The organism is Mycolicibacterium sp. XJ879 (assembly GCF_053483935.1).
The window spans coordinates 1-18,976 of the sequence record NZ_JBEFTH010000020.1 but is presented as its reverse complement, the minus strand read 5'-3'; the positions used below and the strand labels follow the sequence as shown (position 1 = coordinate 18,976).

The window sequence follows — 18,976 nt, the reverse complement described above, 5'->3', positions numbered from 1 at the left end:
GCGCTCACGTTGCGCCGGCCTGAAGCGTGAGCACGGCGATGTCCGGCGGCGCACCGATGCGCACGGGCGGCCCCCAAAACCCGGCGCCCTTCGTGACGTACAGCTGGGTGTCGCCGACGGTGGACAGCCCGGCGAGCGAGGGCTGTTCAGCGCGTACGACGTAGTGGAAGGGCCACATCTGACCGCCGTGGGTGTGCCCGGACAGCTGCAGGTCCACTCCACGTGCGGCCGCCTCGGTCACCAGAACCGGTTGGTGGGCAAGCAGGATCGTGGGCCCCGACGCGTCGAGCATTTCCAAAGCCTGATCTAGGTCCGGCGGGTCGGACCGTTGGCCGCCGGCGATGTCGTTGATGCCGACCAGGTCGAAGGCTGCACCGGCGCGCCGGATCACGGTGTTCTCGTTGCGCAGCACCTGGACGTCGAGCCGTTCGAGTTCGCGCAGCCAAGACTCGGGGTCGGCGACATAGTATTCGTGGTTTCCGGTCACGAAGAACGTCCCTTCCCGGGCCGTCAACTCGCGCAAGGGCTCTGCGGCCGGACCGAGCTCCTCAACGGTCCCGTCCACCAGATCGCCGACGATCGCCACCAGGTCAGCGTCGGCCCCGTTGATCATCTCGACGATGCGCTCGGTGTGTGCGCGTCCGGCCAACGGGCCGAGATGGATGTCGGACACGACCGCGATTCGAAAACCGTTGAACACCGGATCGAGCCGGCGCAGTCGCATCGGCAGCGCAAGCAGATGCGGTGGGCCCAGCGCATGGAAGGCGCCGACGCCCACCATCCCGACCGATACCGCGCCGGCGGCCACGGCGCTGGACCGGGCCAGAAACACCCGCCGGTCCATCGCAGGTGGCATCGGGGTCACGTCGCCGGTCTGTTCCTTCGGCGCGCGTTTGGCCCACCTGCGCAGCATCAGCCGGACGGGTTCGGTCAGCAGCAATGTCAGGAACAGGTAGGCCGCCAGACCGAACCAGAAGTAACCGGGCCAGGCGTACCACCCGGCGTCGGCGATTCCGAATACGCGCGGCAGCACCAGCGCCGCCAACAACAGCGCCGCCAGCGCGACGAGCACGGCGGTGAGGATCCTTCGGGTGCGCCCCGGCCCGGTGGTGTCCTTGATTAGGCGCTTCCACAGGTACACGTGCATCACTGCGAGCACCGCACCGAGAACGACGATGAACATTCACATACCTGCTGCGTGTGGAGTCAATTCCGACTCCCCCGCCAGAACTGCAGCCCGTACCGTGCCAACCGACGTGTCGGCACCCGGGTGGGCCAGTCATCGGAACGGAAGTAGGCGTCTGAGCCACCGTCGACGAATACTACGCTGCCGCAGAGGAAATCAGCGGCATCCGACAGCATGAAAACCATCCACTGCGCGAGTTGGTCCGGGCTGCCGAAACCTCCGACCGGGACCGGAAACGCGCGGACGGTGGTGGCTTCCCGCGGGGTCGCCAACTGCTTTTCGAGCAGCGGCGTAAGGATCGCGCCGGGAGCCAATGCATTCAACCTGATACCCGCGCCGGCCCATTGCGGTTGCACGGCGGTGCGACGCAGCCAGCGCGAGACGGCGATCTTGGAGCCGCCGTAGGCCAACGATGGTGCGGCCGAACGGAACAGCCGCAGCGCCCGCACGGCACGGTCCAAGTCACCGTCGAGCAGGGCGCGTACGGTGCGCTTGGGCACCATAGGCATGGTGGTGGTCGAATTACTGGCTACCACAACGACTTTGGCTCTTCCGGATGCGGCCAGCGCCGGCCGCCATGCGTCGAGCAGTTCGGTCACACCGAAGTAGTTGACCGACAGGATCAACGGGACGTTCTCCGCCCCCGGCAACGGGCCGACTCCGGCAGCCAGGATGGCGCCGTCGAGTCGGCCGTCCACCCGGTCGAGCACGGCGGCGGCGGCGTCCGAACGACCGCTCGCGGTGGCGAGATCGGCCACCACATCGGCGTCGCGTTGGTCGACGCCGATCACCGTATGACCGTCCGCCCGCAACTGTTCGGCAGCCGCGTGCCCCATACCCGATGCCGATCCCGTCACCGCATAGACGCCCATTGGCCACTCCTGACAAGGTCGGTTCCCCGGCGCAGCCCAGCGCGCGCCCTCAGAACAACATAGTCGGGCTACGCGTCGGCCTGCCGACGGCGACGACGTCGGCTCAGCCGAGGTAGGCGAGGCTGGCAATGACGGCGGCTTGCGTGCCGGTGCGCAGGGTCGGCTGGATCGCGGGTGCGAACTGCGGGTTGTGGTTACCCACCACCTTCATCCCCGGCAGGAAACCACCGAAACCCCAAAACGTATAGGGCACACCGAACGCCGACGGGATACGGCTGAAGTCCTCAGACGCCGGAACCGGCTCCAACACGTGTACCCGATCTTCCCCGAACGCCCGGGTGAATGCCGTGCTCACCGTTTCGGTGACGTCCGGATCGTTCGACGTCAGCGGAAAGGTCGCGGTGGACTCGAACGTCGGCTCCCGCGGTGAGCCCGACGCCTCACATTCGGCACGGACGATTCGGTCGATGGCCCCGAGGATCGTGTCACGCACCGCGTTGTCGTAGGTGCGCACATTGAGCAGCAACTCGCCCCGGTCCGCGATGACGTTGGGTGAGTCACCCACCTTCACCGAGCCCACGGTGACGACACCAAATTCCCCCGGCGCGACTTCCCGCGACATGATGGCCTGCAGCCGCAACACGATGCTCGAGGCCAGCACTGCAGGATCGACCCCGAGGTGGGGCATCGAACCGTGTGCGCCCGTCCCGAAGACCGTCACCTTGAGGCTGTCACCGGCCGACAGCACGGGCCCACCTCCGGTGGCCACATGGCCGGCCTCCGGCCTGGTCAGCACATGCTGGCTCAGGCAAACATCGGGCTTATCTGCCACCAGCTTGTCGACCAGGTCGCCGTCGACCATCGCCTGCGCGCCCTTGGCGGTTTCCTCGCCGGGCTGAAACAGCGCGAGGTAGGTTCCGGACCATTCATCTTTGTTGCGGGTCAGCAGCGCCGCGGCGCCGAGGCCGCACGCCACGTGCACATCGTGGCCGCAGGCATGCATCTTCCCCTCCTCGGTGGAGGCGTACTCCAAGCCCGTGGCCTCGGTGACCGGCAACGCGTCCATGTCGGCGCGAAACAGCACGCGGCGGCCGTCGCCGTTGCGAACGACGCCGACAACTCCCCCGCCGATCTGCAGGATTTCGTCGACGCCGATCTCTTCGAGTTTGCGCGTCACCTTCGCGGCGGTGCGCGCTTCCTCACCCCACACATCGGGGTGGCGGTGGAGGTCCTTGTAGAACTCCTCCTGCCAAACCTGCACCTCGTCGATGCCGTTCGTCGCGAAGGAATCATCTGCCGTGGACATCTCGGTGCCTTTCGACGGGGTGGCTGCTGTCGCCGACCTTCGCCATTGGTACCCACTGTGGTCAGGATCGACGCGGTGGGTATCGGGCCCGCCACCAAGAAGTCCACGAGTTGCGTTGATGTACAGACGGGTTCGCCCGATCGCGCCGACTTCTCAGAGACGGTCAACTAGGTTTCCATATGTGGAACCGCCCCACAGGTACGTACGGAACGCATCCGATTCCGTCGTGCACCATGAGGACTACCTCAACAGCCGCGACGACCATGCGCTCTGCGGATTTGCGTTCGACGGCTCCACCAGGTTGGACCAGGCAGAACAGCCCACTGCGGTATGCCCCGACTGCGAGGCGAAGCTCATCGAATATCACCTCGTGTGGTGGCGCAACACCGCCCTGGCCGCCCTCGCGGAAATCGACGAGCTGCGGGCCAGCGCCGGCAGCGCCCCACCGGCATCACGACCTGTGAGACAACCGCGGCCGCGTGCGCCCACGGCCGCGCGAGCCGATTCGCAGCCGGAATCGCTGCTTGACCACGCCCGTCAGGAGCTGCTCGAGCTCTGTCAGCAGTTCGACGACGATGTCCCCTACCGGCAGGTGAAAAACACCATGCAGGCGTTCAGTGACCAGCTGAATCCCGACGATCGAACCATGCTGGCACAGCAGATCGGCAACGACGGCTCGCTACTGCGTTGGAGCACAACAGAAGTGCAGAGGCTCGGCTGGTCGGTATCGGATAACCCGTTGGCGGAGACCCCGGAAGAAATCATGTGGGAGGACTGGACCCAGTCGCACCAGACGCCGAAACCGAGCCGATGGCGCCTGACCCGGCCGCGGTCCAAAACCCGCGACGGCAGTTGACGTCGGGCAGCGGCTAGCTGCCCGACGCCACGCAGGCGGGCTCGCTACACGGGGTCGGTCCCATCGCGCACCGATGGGTCCCGAACGACGATCCGCCGCGTGCGCGGCCGCCCGATTGACCGTTGACGCTTGCGATGATCGCGCGGAGGTTGCGCCGACACCGTCCGCAGTCCGCTCCGGCGCCGCACGCGGCCGTGACCTGGTTTGAGGTGAGCGCCCCGTTCGCTACCGCGTCAGCGACCAACTCGCTGGTAGCGCCTGTGCATAGACAAACGAACAACTAAGACACCTCGATGGTCGGACCGCGTCAAACAAGCTAAGTCTCACCTAACTTCCGTGAGCTTATTAGGCCAGCCTAAGCATGGCAAGAGCTACGGTCGACCGTTTTGTATCCGTCCCGTCGTTATCTCACGCGCCGGCCGAAAATGCCTCGTCACCGGCGGAGTTCACGGCTCAACTGTGCTGGTTTGTAGGCTTTCGGCATGCCGTTGAACCACGGTGAGATCTTCGCGGGCTACGTCATTCAGCGGTTGCTCGGTACTGGCGGAATGGGCGAGGTGTACCTCGCCCAGCACCCCCGGCTGCCTCGTCATGACGCGCTGAAGATCTTGTCGGCGTCTTCGGCGGCTGACGAGGAGTTCCGGGCGAGGTTTATCCGCGAGGCAGAATTGGCCGCGACACTGTGGCACCCGCATATCGTCGGTGTCCTCGACCGCGGCGAGTTCGACGGCCGCCTGTGGATCTCGATGGATTACGTGGACGGCACCGACGCCGGGCGGTTGATCCGGGAGCGCTATTCGTGCGGTATGCCGGAACACGAAGTGGCAGAGATCGTCATGGCGGTGGCCGATGCGCTCGACTTCGGTCATGAGCGCCGTCTGCTACACCGTGACATCAAGCCGGAGAACATCCTGGTCACCGCGCCCGATGGCCAGCGTCGCAGGGTGCTGCTGACCGACTTCGGGATCGCCCGCAGAATCGACGAGTCCAGCAACCTGACCAAAGACAACGTCGCGATGGGAACGATCAACTACGTGGCCCCCGAGCAACTTCTCGGCAAGCCGCTCGACGGGCGCGCAGACCAATATGCGCTGGCGGCCACGGCATTTCACCTGCTGACCGGCAAGCCACCGTTCGAGGATTCCAATCCCGCCGTGGTGATCAGCCACCAGCTCAATACGCCACCACCACGGCTCTCCGATCATCGACCCGAACTCGCCCGTCTGGACGCGGTGCTGATGAAGGCGCTGGCCAAAGATCCCAACCAGCGATATCGAAACTGCCTCGACTTCGCTCGGGCCCTCGCAGCGCCCGGGACGCAACCGCATTCGGGCGCGACGCCGTCGGGCCACGTGTCCACACAGCGGCTCGAGCGGCTGGTGGTGCACGGCACCGCGCGCGGTGTGGCGCAGAACGTCGTCGACGCCCAACATGACGTCGGGGTGTTGTCGTTCCACGTAGTGCCCCACAACCCCATCGACAACCGGGGCGCTCCGGTTCCGGTCGAGATCCAGACGCAACTGGTCGCGGGGCAACTGGCAGAAGGCGACGAGGTCGAGGTGGGCGGTGTCTGGGACGGCGACACGCTGGACGCCGACACCATCGTCAACGTGTCAGCCGGTGCCCGGCCCAAGAGGCGGTCGTCGCCGCCCCCAACGCAGCCGCGACGCGACGAGCCGTCGAGGCGGAACAAGAAACGCCATCGCTCAGGGCTGTTCATCGCGCTCGGCGCGCTGATCGGCGTGATCGTTTTGGCCGCGGCCTCGGTGGCCTACGTCACCGATGGGTTCGGCCTGTGGGGTGGCCCGGGACCGATCGTCAAGCCCGTGAGCGCGACGGTGTTCTCCCCCGCCGGCGCCCCGGACAATCCGCAGGATGCCGATCTGGCGATCGACGGCGACCCGGACACGGCATGGTCCACCGTCACGTACAAGGACGCCGTCCCGTTCCCGAACTTCATCGAAGGCATGGGCCTGATGCTGCACCTGTCCGAACCGACCGAGCTCGGCGTCGTCACGATCGACTTGTCCAGCACGGGGACCGAGGTGCAGATCCGCTCGTCGCCCACCGAAAACCCTGCTGAGCTGTCGGATACCACCGAGTTGACGCCGACCACACCGCTGCAGCCCGGGCACAACCGCATCGAAGTGGACAACGAGACCAAGACGTCCAATGTGCTGGTGTGGATCTCCACCTTGGGCACGACCAACGGCCAGAGCCGCACGGAGATCTCGGAGATCACACTTCAGGCGGCCGGTTAGGGCCAATCCGCTCGGGATGCGGCGGCCCGCTAACACTTCACCCTCGGTTTGGTCACGGCCCCCTGTTCGCGCAACACCGGTGGTTTGATCAAGCGACTGGTTCGCCAAACGATGCCCAGAGGTACGCCTTGACTGTGCTCGGAGCAGCAGCACTTGCCCTTCTTCTCATCACGGTTGCCGTCACCGGAGCAATATCTGGCTTTATCGCTGCGTTTGCAGTGCTGCGGAACCACAGACGCAGCCGCGGACTATTTCTGCTCGGCGCCGTCACGGGGTGGGCGGCGGCCAAGGTGCAGCGCACCAAATCCCGCCGCCCAGGTGCGCTCGGCGCCTTCGCCCACGGGGTCGTCGTACTGCGCAAAGCGCGTCGGCGCCGCAGCACCATCGGCGAGCTGTGGCCCGCACTGGTGGCGACTTACATACCGAGTTTTTCGTTGCGCAACGCGTCGTTGTCACTCTCCAGGGTGACGTTGCGTTCGTCGAGGGCGGCGTTGCGGTCCTCCAGGGAGAGGATGCGACCGATACCGGCGAGGTTGACCCCGTCGTCGACGAGTTCTTTGATCCGCCGAAGTCGAACGATGTCATCGGCGCTGTAGCGACGTGTTCCGCCGGGACTACGCGAGGGCTTCAGAAGACCGTGGCGCTCATAGAGCCGCAATGACTGTTCGCTGATACCCGACAGTTCGGCAGCTACCGAGATTCCGTATACCCCGCGGTCAGACGCGGGAGGCGCGGCGTTTGCCAGCTCATCCGTCATTTCGTCGTCAACCATCGTGTGCGTAGCGTTCCGGCATCCCTTTAGCGATATGCACTGTAACAGGAACACTATCTGCTGACGAGATTGCACAAAAACATCGATACTGCTATAAAAAATCTATCTGTTCGACCATAGATTTTTTGCTCGCGTTGAGAACGCAGCGACGGGGAGGAAGTCATGGTGTTGCATCCGAGCGATGACACCCACGACGGCGACATAGGACCGGGAGCCGCGACGGCGGTGACTTCCATGCCCAGCACGATGACGGGTTCGCGCGACGGCGATTCGGAGACCAACCACGAAGCCGTCGAGCTCGCGGTGGGCACCGGCGAACCCCAGCGAGTAGGCAGTTTCCGCTTTTACACCGCCGAGCAGCGGTGGGAATGGTCGGACAACATTGAGCGGATGCATGGCTACGAGCCGGGCACCGTGACGCCCACAATCGAGCTGCTACTGCGGCACAAGCATCCGGACGACCGTCAACAGGTCGCTGAAATTTTGGAGAGGGTCGCGAACGGGGAGCCGTTCAGCAGCCGGCACCGCATCGTCGACACCGCTGGACGCACCCACTGGGTCATCGTCGTCGGTGACCGCATGGTCGACGAGGCGGGCAACGTCGTGGGCACAACCGGCTTCTACGTCGATTACACCGAGACCATGCAATCCGACATCTCCGCGGCGCTGTCCAAGATGGCCGAGGGCCGCGCCGTGATCGAGCAGGCCAAGGGCTTGTTGATGGCCGCGTACGGAATCAGCGCAGACCGGGCCTTCGACATCCTGGTCTGGCGCTCGCAGGAGACCAACATCAAAGTCCGCGAGTTGGCCCGCCGGTTCGTCGATGAAATGGCTGGCGGCCTGCCGGACGATACCCGGGCACGGGTCGACCACGCGCTGTTGACCATCTCCTGACGAGGCTTCTCACTCGAACAATCCGTCTAGCGCGCTTTTCTCGAGCCGCAGCCACCGGTCGACTTGCGCGCGGACGCCCTCGACTTCGTCTGGGTCGAGGTGACGCGACCCGTCGGGGGTGATACGACACAGGTCCATCGGCCCACCGACGCTGGGCGACGACACATCGAGTGCGTCGAGCACCGGAACCGCGGCCGCCCAGGCCGCGCGCTTTCCCATCATGTGCAGCTTCTGCGCGGGATAGCTCAACCCGCGACCCGGATCGGTGATCTGAGAAACCGACCCCATCACCAACCCGTCGGCGCAGCGCAGCGCCAGAACCACCGTCACCATGCGATGTTCGCACGGCACACATCGGGATGCGGGCGGGTTACGGTGGCCGCCGATGCACAACTTCACGGTCCCGGCCAGCCTCGGTCAGGCCGACTGCGCACGCATTACGGACGCCGCGCTGGCGCAGCCGGTGTTGGCGGTGACCAGCCTGGCCTACCTCGTCGTCGGGATGGTCGTGTTGTGGCGGGCGATGCGAACGGCGGCCGTGCTGGTGGCTCTTACCGGATTGGCGGCGCTGACGGTGGGGCTGGGCAGCTTCGCTTACCACGGACCGCAGCCGCCTTGGGCGCAGACCGCTCACGACTGGCCCATCGTCGCCCTCGTCGTGATCTGTGCCGCCGGTCTGGCCCGCAGCCGCCTGCGGGCGCGACGGGCATTGTGGGCGACGGCTGCCGGGGTCTTCGCGTTGGGCATGCTCGCCTATGCCGCAGGACGTTCGGGGTCACCGCTGTGCCGGCCGGACAGCCTGTGGCAGTTCCACGGCGCCTGGCACGTACTTTCCGCTGTCGCAGTGGGTTTGGCGGCCTGGGCCATGACACCGAGCTCGACCTCAGATACCCAGCGCTTGGGCCGCGGCCGTCGCCACCGCACCCTGTAGATCGGACACGGGCCGGCTGCCGGGCAAGTGGATCGCGTTGGTGAACAGTACGACGTAGGTGTTTGAGCCCGGGTCGAGCCAGAGCGAGGTTCCGGTGAAGCCGGTGTGGCCGAAGCTGCCGATCGGAAAGATCGTGCCTCGCGGCCGGGAGTGGCCGGTGTCGATGTCCCAGCCGAAGCCGCGCAGGTTTTGTCCCCCGATCGCCGGATATCTCGGAGCGCCAGCGCGGGCTGCGGCCTTGGCTGCTTGCAGCTGGTCGGTCGAATGGCCAGGTTGTTGAGGGGTCGTCATCAACTGCAAAGTCGCCTGCTGCAACGGAAATGGGCTCGGTCGACCCGCCAGCCGATCCAGCAGCGCCTGGGCGAAGCGGCTGACATCGTGCACGGTGGAGAACACGCCCGCTGATCCGGCGACCCCGCCCATGCGACGCGCTGTCGGGTCGTGCACCGTGCCGCGCAGCAAGCGGCCGAAGTTGGGGTTCTCGGCGGGGTCGGCGGCGTGTTCTCCGTCGAGCGCTGTCGGTGCGATCCGCGGTAACAGATCCGTGTTCCAGGTGCCCGCGGTACAGCTTTTCTGGTTGCCTCGTTCTGGCGCCCACGCCAGTGCCACTCCCCTGATCTTGTGGGGCCCACAGGCTTTCGCCGGCGGCAGGTAGCGGGTGTCGCGCATGTCGAGCGGCGCGAAGATGTTGCGCTGAACGTAGGCGTCCAATGTCTGGGCCGTGACCTTTTCGACCATCGCGCCGAGCAGAATGAAGCCGATGTCGGAGTAGCGGAACACCGCGCCGGGCTCCGACAGCAGCGGGGCGCTCAGAGCGCGCTGGATGCCCCCTGCCTTGTCGGCGTGGTCGAGGCCCCAGGGTTCGCGCAGGTCCAGCACGTCCGGTTCACCCGACGTGTGGGTGAGCAACATGCGCACGGTGATTTTGGCGCGCTGCGGATCGTTGTCCGGGTTGAATGCGGGCAGGTAGGTCTGGATGGGTTTGTCGAGTTCGACCTTGCCCTGTTCGTAGAGCTGCATAACGGCGGTCGCCGTGGCCAGCGGTTTCGTCAGCGACGCGACGTCGAAGATGGTGTCCGCGGTCATCGGCTCGGCGGGTGAAGGTGCGCCGTGGAGCCCTTGTTCGCCGGCCAGTTTGCGTACTCCGTAGGCGCGCTCGAAGACGACCTTGCCGCCGTGCCCGATGGCGGCGACGGCACCGGGGAGCCGATGTGCGGCGATCGCGTCGGTGATCACCTCGGAGACGGCCGGGATGTCGGGCGTGGGCGGGACAGTCGGCGTCCGCACCGGGCTGGTCACGACCGGCGGTGTCAGGGTATGCGACGGGGGTTGGTGCACAGCGGGCGCTGACGCATGGCCACACGAGGTGACCCATGCCAGGAGAAGCAGGGCCGACGCGGCGAACCTGACCATTGCCACCTCCATCCATTGACGGTGCGGGCGCGCCCCAGCGTAGGACGTCAGGAGTGCATCACAACCGTTGTTTCTCCGATGACATTGTCAGGCCGGCCGTAAGGTGACTAAAAAAGCAGAAACCAGCAGGGGAATGAGTCACCGTGGGCGTGGAAGACATCGTTGCTCCGAAGCTGCCAGGCGGCGAGACGCTGCCTTTCGCGACGGTGCCGTCCGCGAGCACCGCGGGGCGAACGCTGCAGGAATCGACCTATTCGCAGCGGGTCATCCCGCCCCGCCTGCACGACGACACCCCCAACATCGTGATCGTGCTGATCGACGACGCCGGGCCGGGTCTGCCGTCGACCTTCGGCGGTGAGGTACGCACCGACACGATGGGCCGAATATGCGCGGAAGGTGTGTCGTACAACCGGTTCCACACCACGGCGATGTGCTCGCCAACTCGAGCCTCGTTGTTGACCGGGCGAAACCATCACGAGATCGGCAACGGCCAGATCGCCGAGTTGGCCAACGACTGGGACGGCTATGCGGGAAAGATCCCGCGCAGCAGCGCGACGGTCGCCGAGGTGCTCAAACAGTACGGGTACGCCACGTCCGCGTTCGGTAAGTGGCACAACACCCCCGCCGAAGAAACCACGGCTGCGGGTCCATTCGAAAACTGGCCCACCGGATTGGGTTTCGAATACTTCTACGGATTCCTCGCGGGCGAAGCGTCTCAGTACGAGCCGCATCTGGTCCGCAACACCACCGTGGTGGCTCCACCGCGAACTCCCGAAGAGGGCTATCACCTTTCCGAGGATCTGGCCGACGATGCGATCGGGTGGTTGAGGCGTCACAAGGCGTTCAATGCCGACAAGCCCTTCTTCATGTACTGGGCCAGCGGCTGCCTGCACGGTCCCCACCACATCATGAAGGAATGGGCTGACCGGTACTCGGGCAAGTTCGATGACGGCTGGGATGCGTACCGGGAGCGCGTGTTCGCGCGCGCCAAGGAGAAAGGCTGGATTCCGCAGAACTGTGAACTCACCGAGCGTGACGAGACGCTTGCTTCATGGAACAGCATCCCCGCAGACGAGAGGCCCTTCCAGCGCCGGCTGATGGAAGTCGCCGCGGGTTACGCCGAGCACGTCGACGCGCAGGTCGGCCGGCTTGCCGACGAGCTCGACGCGTTGGGCTACGGCGACAACACGCTGTTCTTCTATATCTGGGGTGACAACGGTTCGTCGGGCGAAGGCCAGAACGGTACCATCGCAGAACTGTTGGCGCAGAACGGGATTCCTACCACTGTTCGTCAACACATCGATGCGCTCGATGAATTGGGCGGTTTGGAGGTGCTCGGCTCCCCGCTGGTCGACAACCAGTATCACGCAGGGTGGGCATGGGCAGGCAGCACGCCGTACAAAGGAATGAAGCTGCTGGCATCGCACCTCGGCGGTACCCGCAACCCGATGGCGGTTAGGTGGCCCGCCAAGATCTCATCGGACACGACGCCCCGCGATGTCTTCCTGCACTGCAACGATATCGTGCCCACCATCTACGACGTTCTCGGCATTGAGCCACCCCGGGTTGTGTACGGGGAGCCGCAGATTGCCCTGGCGGGCGCCAGTTTCGCGCACACGCTGATCGACAGGTCCGCAGCCGGCGGAAAGAAGACGCAGTACTTCGAGATCATGGGCAGCAGGGCGATTTACCACGACGGGTGGCTGGCATCGGCGCGCGGTCCGCGACTGCCGTGGGTGCCAGGACAACCCGAAGGTATCGACACTTGGACCCCTGATAACGACACGTGGGAGCTGTATCACCTTGACGAAGACTGGTCGCAAGCACACGACCTTGCCAGGTTGCAGCCGGAGAAGCTACTTCAAATGCGCGAGATGTTCGCCATCGAGGCCGCACGCAACTCGGTACTGCCCGTCGGCGGTGGCCTGTGGGTGCCCGTCTACCACCCCGAGTTGCGGATCGCGCCGCCGTACCGGCAGTGGCGGTTCTGCGGCGACACCATCCGGATGCCAGAGTTCTGCGCCCCGGCGCTGGGCAATAAGAACAATCTAGTCACGATCGACGCCGACCTACCTGAGAGCGCCAACGGTGTGCTGTATGCACTCGGGGCCGCGGCGGGCGGCCTGACGTGCTACCTCGACGACGGCTACCTCTGCTACGAATACAACTTGTTCATTCTGATGCGCACAAAGATCCGATCCCCGAACAAGCTATCGGCGGGCCGAGCGACTATCAGCGTCGAAACCCGGTACGCCGAGGAGCGGCCCGGTGGTCCGCTGGACGTGACATTGCGCAGCGGCGAGGAGATCCTCGCGGCAGGCCAGGTTCCAGTGAGCGCCCCGCTGCTGTTCACGGCCAACGACTGCTTAGACATCGGTACCTGTCTGGGCTCACCCGTGTCAATGGACTACCGCGAACGCGCCCCGTTCCCCTTCGAGGGCCACATTCATGAGGTTCATGTCGCCTATACGTGAAGTCCACCAGCGAAACTGGTCTGGGCAGCGATCCGGACGGGGCGCTCAGAGCGCGATGGATAGCCTCGCAGCGTTGTTACCATCACGCGGTGCACAACGCGAGTGACGGACCGCGACCTTTCTCGCGGCGCGACGTCCTCAGATTTGGCGCGTCCGCACCTGTGCTGGTGATGCTCGGTATGGCGGGCGCGGCGGTTGCTGCGCCGACGGCCGATGCGCGGCCCTTGCGGCTGGTCGACTTCACCCACCGGCAGGTGCCCGCCGAGCAGATCAAGGCGGCCGGCTATGACGGGGCGCTGGTCTACGTGTCCGAGTTGCGGCCGGGCGCCGACTTCGACTTCAAGCCGGTCACCCGCGAGTACGCGGATGCACTGCGGGCGGCCGGTTTGCACGTGGTCAGCTGCTATCAGTACGGCAAGCCGGGTTGGGCGACGCCGTCGGACTACACCCGCGGTTATCAGGGCGGGGCGGCGGATGCGCAGACCGCGTTGCGGTGGCACGCCGCAGCAGGCGGTCCGGAGTCTGCGCCGATCTTCTTCAGCATCGACGAGGATATCGACCTCGACACCTGGGAAAGCGTTGCCGTGCAGTGGCTTCGAGGGATCAACTCCGTTGTGGGCGTGGAGCGCACCGGCGTCTACGGCCACGCGCGGGTGTGCGCGTGGGCGATCGACGATGCGGTGATCGGCCGCTCGACGTCAGACGGGCACTGGTGGGCCTGGCAGACCAAGGCGTGGTCCGCCGGTAAGCGCGAGCCGCGGGCGGTGCTGTATCAGGCGGTGGTGGTCACCGGGCCGGACACCGGTATCGCCATGGGCGGCACGCAGGTCGATGCGAACGAAGTCCTCGCTTCTGATTTCGGCCAGTGGGATCTCGACCGAAGCTGAGCGCGCGCGAACCGCGCGAGTTTTGCTCGGCGCCCTCGCCACCAAAGGCCCGCGGTGTGGGGCACCGCGGAATATGCTCAACCTTCTGATGTCCGAGTGGCTGCTGCTCGTGCTCATTGTTCCGGCCATCGTCGTGCCGGTCGTGCTGCTGCTCGGGTTCGCCGGTTGCGATCAGGTCTTTGGTCTTGACCGTATCGACGACCCAGAACCCGGACCCGTGATCGAATCGGCCGCCGGCAAGAGCATGAGCGTCATCACGCTGACGTGGATGATCGACCCAACGGCAACGGAAATCGAGTTCGAAAGGACTAGAGTCAACCCGACCGGACCCCCGGATCCGCCCTATCGATTCAAGGTGGTCGCGTCGCTGCTCAGCCGCGAGGATCCCGGACTCGATCCGGCCACCAGCTATACGTACACGGCGAAGGCCATATTCGCCGACGGCGACGCATCTTTGCCGTCCGCGCCTGTCACGGGCACCACCTTCCCTCCGCCGACCTTTGACGCCGCAGGCGCGGGCGGTTCCGGGTCCGGCACCAACAGCGCCGCGGCGACATGGAACCACACCGCATCTGCCGATTCCACCGCGGTCATCGTCGGGATGCGGTGGGCGCATCGGGGTGGCTTCTTACCGCCGAGTGGATCGCCGACCCGCACGGCGACCTACGGCGACAATCCGATGACCTCACTCGGCGTCGTCGGCCTCAACAATGCGGCCCTGACGGCGATCAACGGCACCTTCATCTACCAGGAGTTCTTTGGTTTGCTGAACCCTCCGACGGGCGACCAGCCGGTAGCGGTGGCCGTTGAGCGCGCGGGCGCGGCGTCCATCACCGTCGAAGGATGCTCGGCTTCCTACCTCGCAGTGTCCGCGTTCGGCGCTGTAACCGCAGCGGCCGGCACGGAAGCTGGGACATCGCTGTCACAGACGGTCACCTCGGCCGTCTACGAGATGGTCGTGCAGATGTTCACCACCGCGTCGGGGGCCATCACCAACTACAACCAGACGTTGCGTTTCACCGGTCAAGCCGACGGCATCGGCATCGTCATCGGAGATGCGCCGGGAAACGCGTCGGTCCCGATCACCGCACAGCGCGCCGACGGAGTCGATTACGCCGAGCTGGCTGTGCGGCTTACCCCGATCTCGTAGCGAGGCAGCCATGGCCAATCCGTTCACCGGCGAGTACCCCGCGGCGGTGCACATCGCCGCGCGACAGATCAACGGCCTGTTGGGAACCCTGCACCAGAACGGTGACCTGGATACGCCGCTGAAGCTGATGCACAGTGTGTCCACGCGCATCGGTGATCCTCGCCGCAGACGCGCGGACGTCGGGGCGTTCGCGAATTGGTTGGTCGCCTACCAGCGCACCACCTCGGGCCGCGGGCTCGCCGATCTGCGCGGCCAACTGACGGCGACCGCACCGCCTGGCACCGTGCGAAGGTTCGCGGACGCATTCGATGGGTTCGATCGGGGTTGGGCAATCGAGCTGCCCCCTAACGTGGTGCGCGGCAGAGCCAAACTGCAGATCTCGTCGATCACGGTGTCAGTGCCGGACGGCTCGTCCACCGAGGTCGTCATCCGCGCGGCGGTCCGGGCGCAGTATTACCCGGACCCCGGTACGACGGAGCTGCCGCCATCGGTGCACGGCGAGGTGCACGCCACGTTCGATGTCAGCCAGATACCGTACGGAACCGGACGCCGGCTGCTCATCCGGCCGTCGGCGCAGGACGCCAAGATCGACTTCATCGCTGCGCCGGGCAGCGGATTGGCCCCGCCGGCTGTGAGCCGAATCGCAGCTGAGGTTCGCAAGTTCATCCGCGAGGGGGTGTCCCTGCTGCCCGTCGATCTGCCCCACGACTTCGCTTTCGCTGATTTCAAGGGCGTCGGGTCCGGGCCCGGCCAGATAATCGCCCTGCCGTACCAATTCTCAGGAACTCCGGCTCCACCTGGCGGGCTGCAAGGGCTCACGCAATCCTTCCTCGGCTCAAGCGGATTCGGCTTTGCGGTCAGCAAGGAACACGTCAACACCTTCATCGACGTCGAGGCCATCCGTCAGGCAGTCAGAAACCGACCCCCGTTGACCTTCACGATCAGCACCATCTTCGGCGGATCCGTTTCGGTCAACTACCGCTTGCGGTTCAGTTCCGGACCGACGTTGACATTCAAGTCGGGCGCGATCGAGATCGCCGGGCGGGTCGCGGCAGAAACCGACACCGTGTGGGCGCCCAACGGGTTCGTCAGCTTCAAACAGCGCGTCGTATTGGTCCTGGATACGAGCAGCCAGGGCATCAGCCTCGAACGCGATGGCGAGCCCGACGTCGACGAGTCGTGGTTCATCCCGCACAGCAGGGCGACCAGCGTCGTGACGACCGAACTCGACAACGCGCTCGTGCAGAACCAACCAGCGATCCGCCGCGTTTTCGACGATGCTAGAAATGCACTCACCCGCGGGCTGCGCGCATTCGACACCGCCGCGTCGGCTTCTTACACGGCCGTCGACATCACCCCCGAGATCGCGTTGGTACGCGGCGAGATTCGCAGCCAGAACCGCCGTCCGCCGGTGGTCACCGTCGAGGAGACCCACGGCGGCGCCGCGTTCACGGCACTGAACAGTTGGATTCCCGCCGGCACCGTCCAACGCTTCGTCTGGACGTGGGTGGAGCACTCGCATCCCGCCAGCATCTGGTCAGGCGTCCAGAAAACCGTGGCCGACGAGCACCGCTTCATCCTTGCCAAGCCTGCAGGCCCCACCAACGTCAGCCAGGTCTGCCTGCGCATCGAGGGCAGTCAGATCGGACCGTCGGGGCAGCAGTCGAGCGTCGCGGCCGGTACGACGTGTCAGGTGCAGGAACCGGAGTTCGCGATAGACATTCCGTCGTGGTGGGGGCCGGTGACGGTGCCGATCTGGCGGCCCGATGTGGCCGACACGGTCCCGCTGAGCCAGGCGATCGCCGGGCACGCAAGCGTGGTCGCCTTACCCGGAGACACCTCGGTACGGCGGAATGCATTGGTGTACTTCGTGGATGATCAGCAGGATCGGCCGCTTCAGCCGCTCCTCGAGGCATTGCGCCGAGCTCGCGACAGCTCTTCGGTGACGGTCGTTGTCGTGGTGTCGAACGGCACGTTCGACGCACCTCGTGGCGAGGTGGAACGCCGGCTCGGGTTGCCTCGCGAAGGTCTTCCCGCAATGCACATCACCCAGGACGACGAGGGCGGATGGACAACGACGTTCGGAGTCTCCCGCCTGCCGTCGACCTATTTGATCAATGCCAGGCGAGAGTTCGTCTGGAAGCACGAAGGCGGACCCCAGCCCGATGAAATCGTTGCCGCGCTGGACAACTGCGCTGGCCCGTCGGCGCCGTCAGGCTTTCGTCCACTCCAGCTGGCTGTCTCACCAGGTGCGTCGGCGCCCGATATCAGGTTCCAAGACGGCGAGCATCAGTATGCGCTACACCGGTTTCGCGGCCGCGATGTGATTCTCAGCTTCTGGCAATCGTGGTCCGTACCATGTCTTTCAGAGTTGAGCCGCCTGCAGCAGATGTACCAGGACGGCCGAAAGGCGCCGTTCATCGTCGGCGTTCACGGCGGCGTCAACGCCGAGGCGGTCGACGACATCCGCAAGCGCCTGCGGCTGACCTACCCTCTCGCGCAGGACCACCAGCAGCGGATTGCGCGCAGATACGGACTTAGGTGCTGGCCCACCACGATTCAGATCGACGCCGACGGGCGCGTAGCACACGTCCAATTCGGAACGGCGCACCACGAGCGACCGAAATCGGTCACGAATGGTTGAGATGCAACTGGTTCTGACCGCTGTCGTCGTGCTGGCGACCGATCAAGCGGTGAAGCTTCTGGTTCGCAGCCCCCAGTTCGACGTCGTGCGGCTGGGGCCGTTCGGAAGTCTGCGGATGGTGGCGGGAAGATTGTGGCTGGCGCGATCGGCCAAGACTGTGCCGAACACGCTGGGGCTCTGGGCCGTATCAGCCGGGGCACTGATGATCGCCGCCACGGCGCTGCTGTCGTCCGCTGTGTTCGTCGGGCTGCTGCTCGGCGGATCGCTCAGCAACGTCGTGGAAAGCTGGCTGCGGGGTTCGGTCACGGACTTCGTGTGCCTGCGGTTCTGGCCGGCGTTCAATGTCGCCGATGTCGCGCTGGCGGTCGGTGCGCTTGGGACTGGGATCGAACTGCTGAGGGTAGTCGGTGCCGTCCCGGGGTAAATCGGGCGTCTCCGTGTCAGGGTTTCCGCGGTTCTTCACGATCGCGGGTCGTCGGGTCAACGCGTACAAAATCTTTCTGGCAGCGGGCATCTGTGTCGGCACGCTGACCACGGCGGCGATGGCAGACACGGCGGGGCTGTCGCCGCTGCGCGTGGGGTTGGCAGCGATGGTCTCGGCACTCGCAGGCTTGATCGGCGCACGGATGTATCACTTGCTCGTCCATGCGCCGCGCTATCTCGATGCGGGCTCACCACGCGCGTTGTGGCGCACCGCGTCCGGAGGGATGAGCGTGTTCGGGGCCCTGCTGACGTTTGTCCCCGTCTCGGTCATCGCTGCGGCCGTGATCGACATACCGGCGGCCGTGTTGTGGGATCAGATGGCCGTCGGCGTACTCGCGGGCGGCTTCTGGATCCGGCTGGGCTGTGTGTTCAACGGCTGCTGCGGCGGGCGCGAGACCGACGGGCCGCTCGGGGTTTTCCTGCATGACACCGTTGGCGTGCGTAAGCGACGCGTTCCGGTCCAATTCCTCGAGATGGCGTGGTGGCTGCTTGGTCTGCTCGGCTTTCTCGCCTCGTGGCCCACGGGATCCCCTGCGGGCAGTTGCGCGCTGGCCGTTCTCGCCTGGTATGGCGTCGGACGGTTCATTCTCGAGCCCCTGCGGGAACGGCCGGCTGTCATCTGGGGCGGCGTGCGGATCAACCAGCTGGTGGCGCTGCTGATCGCTGTGGGCGCGAGCGGTGCGCTGATCTTGATTGCTTGGCGTTCGTGAGTTCCCAACGAAAAGAGCTAGATCTCTGCGGCCCGGGAATCGGACCATGCCTCACTCAACCTCCTCAACGTCGGCCGCGCTGTGGATAACGCGACCCGTCAAAAAGTCTGAGTCAGTGCGAGTGAATTTGTCGGTGT

Annotated in this window: 16 protein-coding genes and 1 pseudogene; 10 read left to right on the top strand and 7 right to left on the bottom strand. The window is 65.5% G+C overall.

Annotated features, from left to right (window positions below; translation table 11 throughout):
• Positions 1–4 precede the first annotated feature (4 nt).
• The 3 genes from ABQF13_RS24795 to ABQF13_RS24785 all read right to left on the bottom strand — a co-directional run bounded on the left by ABQF13_RS24795 (position 5) and on the right by ABQF13_RS24785 (position 3,364).
• A complete protein-coding gene (locus ABQF13_RS24795) occupies positions 5–1,183 on the bottom strand; it encodes a metallophosphoesterase (RefSeq protein ID WP_448395458.1) in 1,179 nt (392 codons plus the stop codon).
• Between the two features lie 23 nt (positions 1,184–1,206).
• Entirely contained in the window at positions 1,207–2,058 is an 852-nt protein-coding gene (locus ABQF13_RS24790) for an SDR family oxidoreductase (protein ID WP_448395457.1), read from the bottom strand.
• Positions 2,059–2,161: 103 nt separating this feature from the next.
• The gene (locus ABQF13_RS24785) at positions 2,162–3,364 is read right to left on the bottom strand and encodes an amidohydrolase (protein WP_448395456.1); all 1,203 of its coding nucleotides are present in this window, start codon (positions 3,362–3,364) and stop codon (positions 2,162–2,164) included.
• 226 nt (positions 3,365–3,590) lie between these two features.
• Between ABQF13_RS24785 and ABQF13_RS24780 the strand changes: the two genes are divergently transcribed.
• Complete coding sequence (locus tag ABQF13_RS24780) at positions 3,591–4,220, top strand: hypothetical protein (RefSeq protein ID WP_448395455.1); 630 nt, start codon at positions 3,591–3,593, stop codon at positions 4,218–4,220.
• Positions 4,221–4,347: 127 nt separating this feature from the next.
• Here ABQF13_RS24780 and ABQF13_RS24775 read toward each other — a convergent pair.
• A pseudogene (locus ABQF13_RS24775) lies at positions 4,348–4,500 on the bottom strand ((2Fe-2S)-binding protein); the annotation flags it as partial.
• A 202-nt stretch (positions 4,501–4,702) separates the two neighbouring features.
• On the opposite strand from ABQF13_RS24775, the gene ABQF13_RS24770 reads away from it, so the two are divergent.
• On the top strand, positions 4,703–6,481 hold the full coding sequence (locus ABQF13_RS24770) for a serine/threonine-protein kinase (protein WP_448395454.1): 1,779 nt from the start codon (positions 4,703–4,705) through the stop codon (positions 6,479–6,481).
• Between the two features lie 415 nt (positions 6,482–6,896).
• On the opposite strand, the gene ABQF13_RS24765 is transcribed toward ABQF13_RS24770, so the two are convergent.
• A complete protein-coding gene (locus ABQF13_RS24765) occupies positions 6,897–7,238 on the bottom strand; it encodes a MerR family transcriptional regulator (protein ID WP_448395489.1) in 342 nt (113 codons plus the stop codon).
• A gap of 261 nt (positions 7,239–7,499) precedes the next feature.
• Here ABQF13_RS24765 and ABQF13_RS24760 point away from each other — a divergent pair, with 261 nt between their 5' ends.
• On the top strand, positions 7,500–8,147 hold the full coding sequence (locus ABQF13_RS24760; protein WP_448395488.1) for a PAS and ANTAR domain-containing protein: 648 nt from the start codon (positions 7,500–7,502) through the stop codon (positions 8,145–8,147).
• A 9-nt stretch (positions 8,148–8,156) separates the two neighbouring features.
• On the opposite strand, the gene ABQF13_RS24755 is transcribed toward ABQF13_RS24760, so the two are convergent.
• Positions 8,157–8,480 carry an Ntn hydrolase family protein gene (locus ABQF13_RS24755; RefSeq protein ID WP_448395453.1) on the bottom strand — a complete coding sequence of 108 codons (324 nt, stop codon included), beginning with the start codon at positions 8,478–8,480 and terminating at the stop codon, positions 8,157–8,159.
• 52 nt (positions 8,481–8,532) lie between these two features.
• Between ABQF13_RS24755 and ABQF13_RS24750 the strand changes: the two genes are divergently transcribed.
• The gene (locus tag ABQF13_RS24750; protein WP_448395452.1) at positions 8,533–9,078 is read left to right on the top strand and encodes a hypothetical protein; all 546 of its coding nucleotides are present in this window, start codon (positions 8,533–8,535) and stop codon (positions 9,076–9,078) included.
• Here the strand turns inward: ABQF13_RS24750 and ABQF13_RS24745 are convergent.
• Entirely contained in the window at positions 9,031–10,503 is a 1,473-nt protein-coding gene (locus tag ABQF13_RS24745) for a serine hydrolase domain-containing protein (RefSeq protein ID WP_448395451.1), read from the bottom strand. The two genes, ABQF13_RS24750 and ABQF13_RS24745, sit on opposite strands and share 48 nt — an antisense overlap.
• Before the next feature lie 131 nt (positions 10,504–10,634).
• Between ABQF13_RS24745 and ABQF13_RS24740 the strand changes: the two genes are divergently transcribed.
• The 6 genes from ABQF13_RS24740 to ABQF13_RS24715 all read left to right on the top strand — a co-directional run bounded on the left by ABQF13_RS24740 (position 10,635) and on the right by ABQF13_RS24715 (position 18,839).
• Positions 10,635–12,965, top strand: coding sequence for an arylsulfatase (locus ABQF13_RS24740; RefSeq protein ID WP_448395450.1), 2,331 nt, complete (start codon positions 10,635–10,637; stop codon positions 12,963–12,965).
• A 170-nt stretch (positions 12,966–13,135) separates the two neighbouring features.
• Positions 13,136–13,852 (top strand): DUF1906 domain-containing protein, encoded by a 717-nt coding sequence (locus ABQF13_RS24735; RefSeq protein WP_448395487.1) that lies wholly within the window; start codon positions 13,136–13,138, stop codon positions 13,850–13,852.
• A gap of 88 nt (positions 13,853–13,940) precedes the next feature.
• On the top strand, positions 13,941–15,002 hold the full coding sequence (locus ABQF13_RS24730; RefSeq protein WP_448395449.1) for a fibronectin type III domain-containing protein: 1,062 nt from the start codon (positions 13,941–13,943) through the stop codon (positions 15,000–15,002).
• Positions 15,003–15,012: 10 nt separating this feature from the next.
• Positions 15,013–17,646, top strand: coding sequence for a TlpA family protein disulfide reductase (locus tag ABQF13_RS24725; RefSeq protein ID WP_448395448.1), 2,634 nt, complete (start codon positions 15,013–15,015; stop codon positions 17,644–17,646).
• Position 17,647: 1 nt separating this feature from the next.
• A complete protein-coding gene (locus tag ABQF13_RS24720) occupies positions 17,648–18,070 on the top strand; it encodes a signal peptidase II (RefSeq protein ID WP_448395447.1) in 423 nt (140 codons plus the stop codon).
• A 13-nt stretch (positions 18,071–18,083) separates the two neighbouring features.
• Positions 18,084–18,839, top strand: coding sequence for a prolipoprotein diacylglyceryl transferase (locus ABQF13_RS24715; RefSeq protein ID WP_448395446.1), 756 nt, complete (start codon positions 18,084–18,086; stop codon positions 18,837–18,839).
• Positions 18,840–18,976 lie beyond the last annotated feature (137 nt).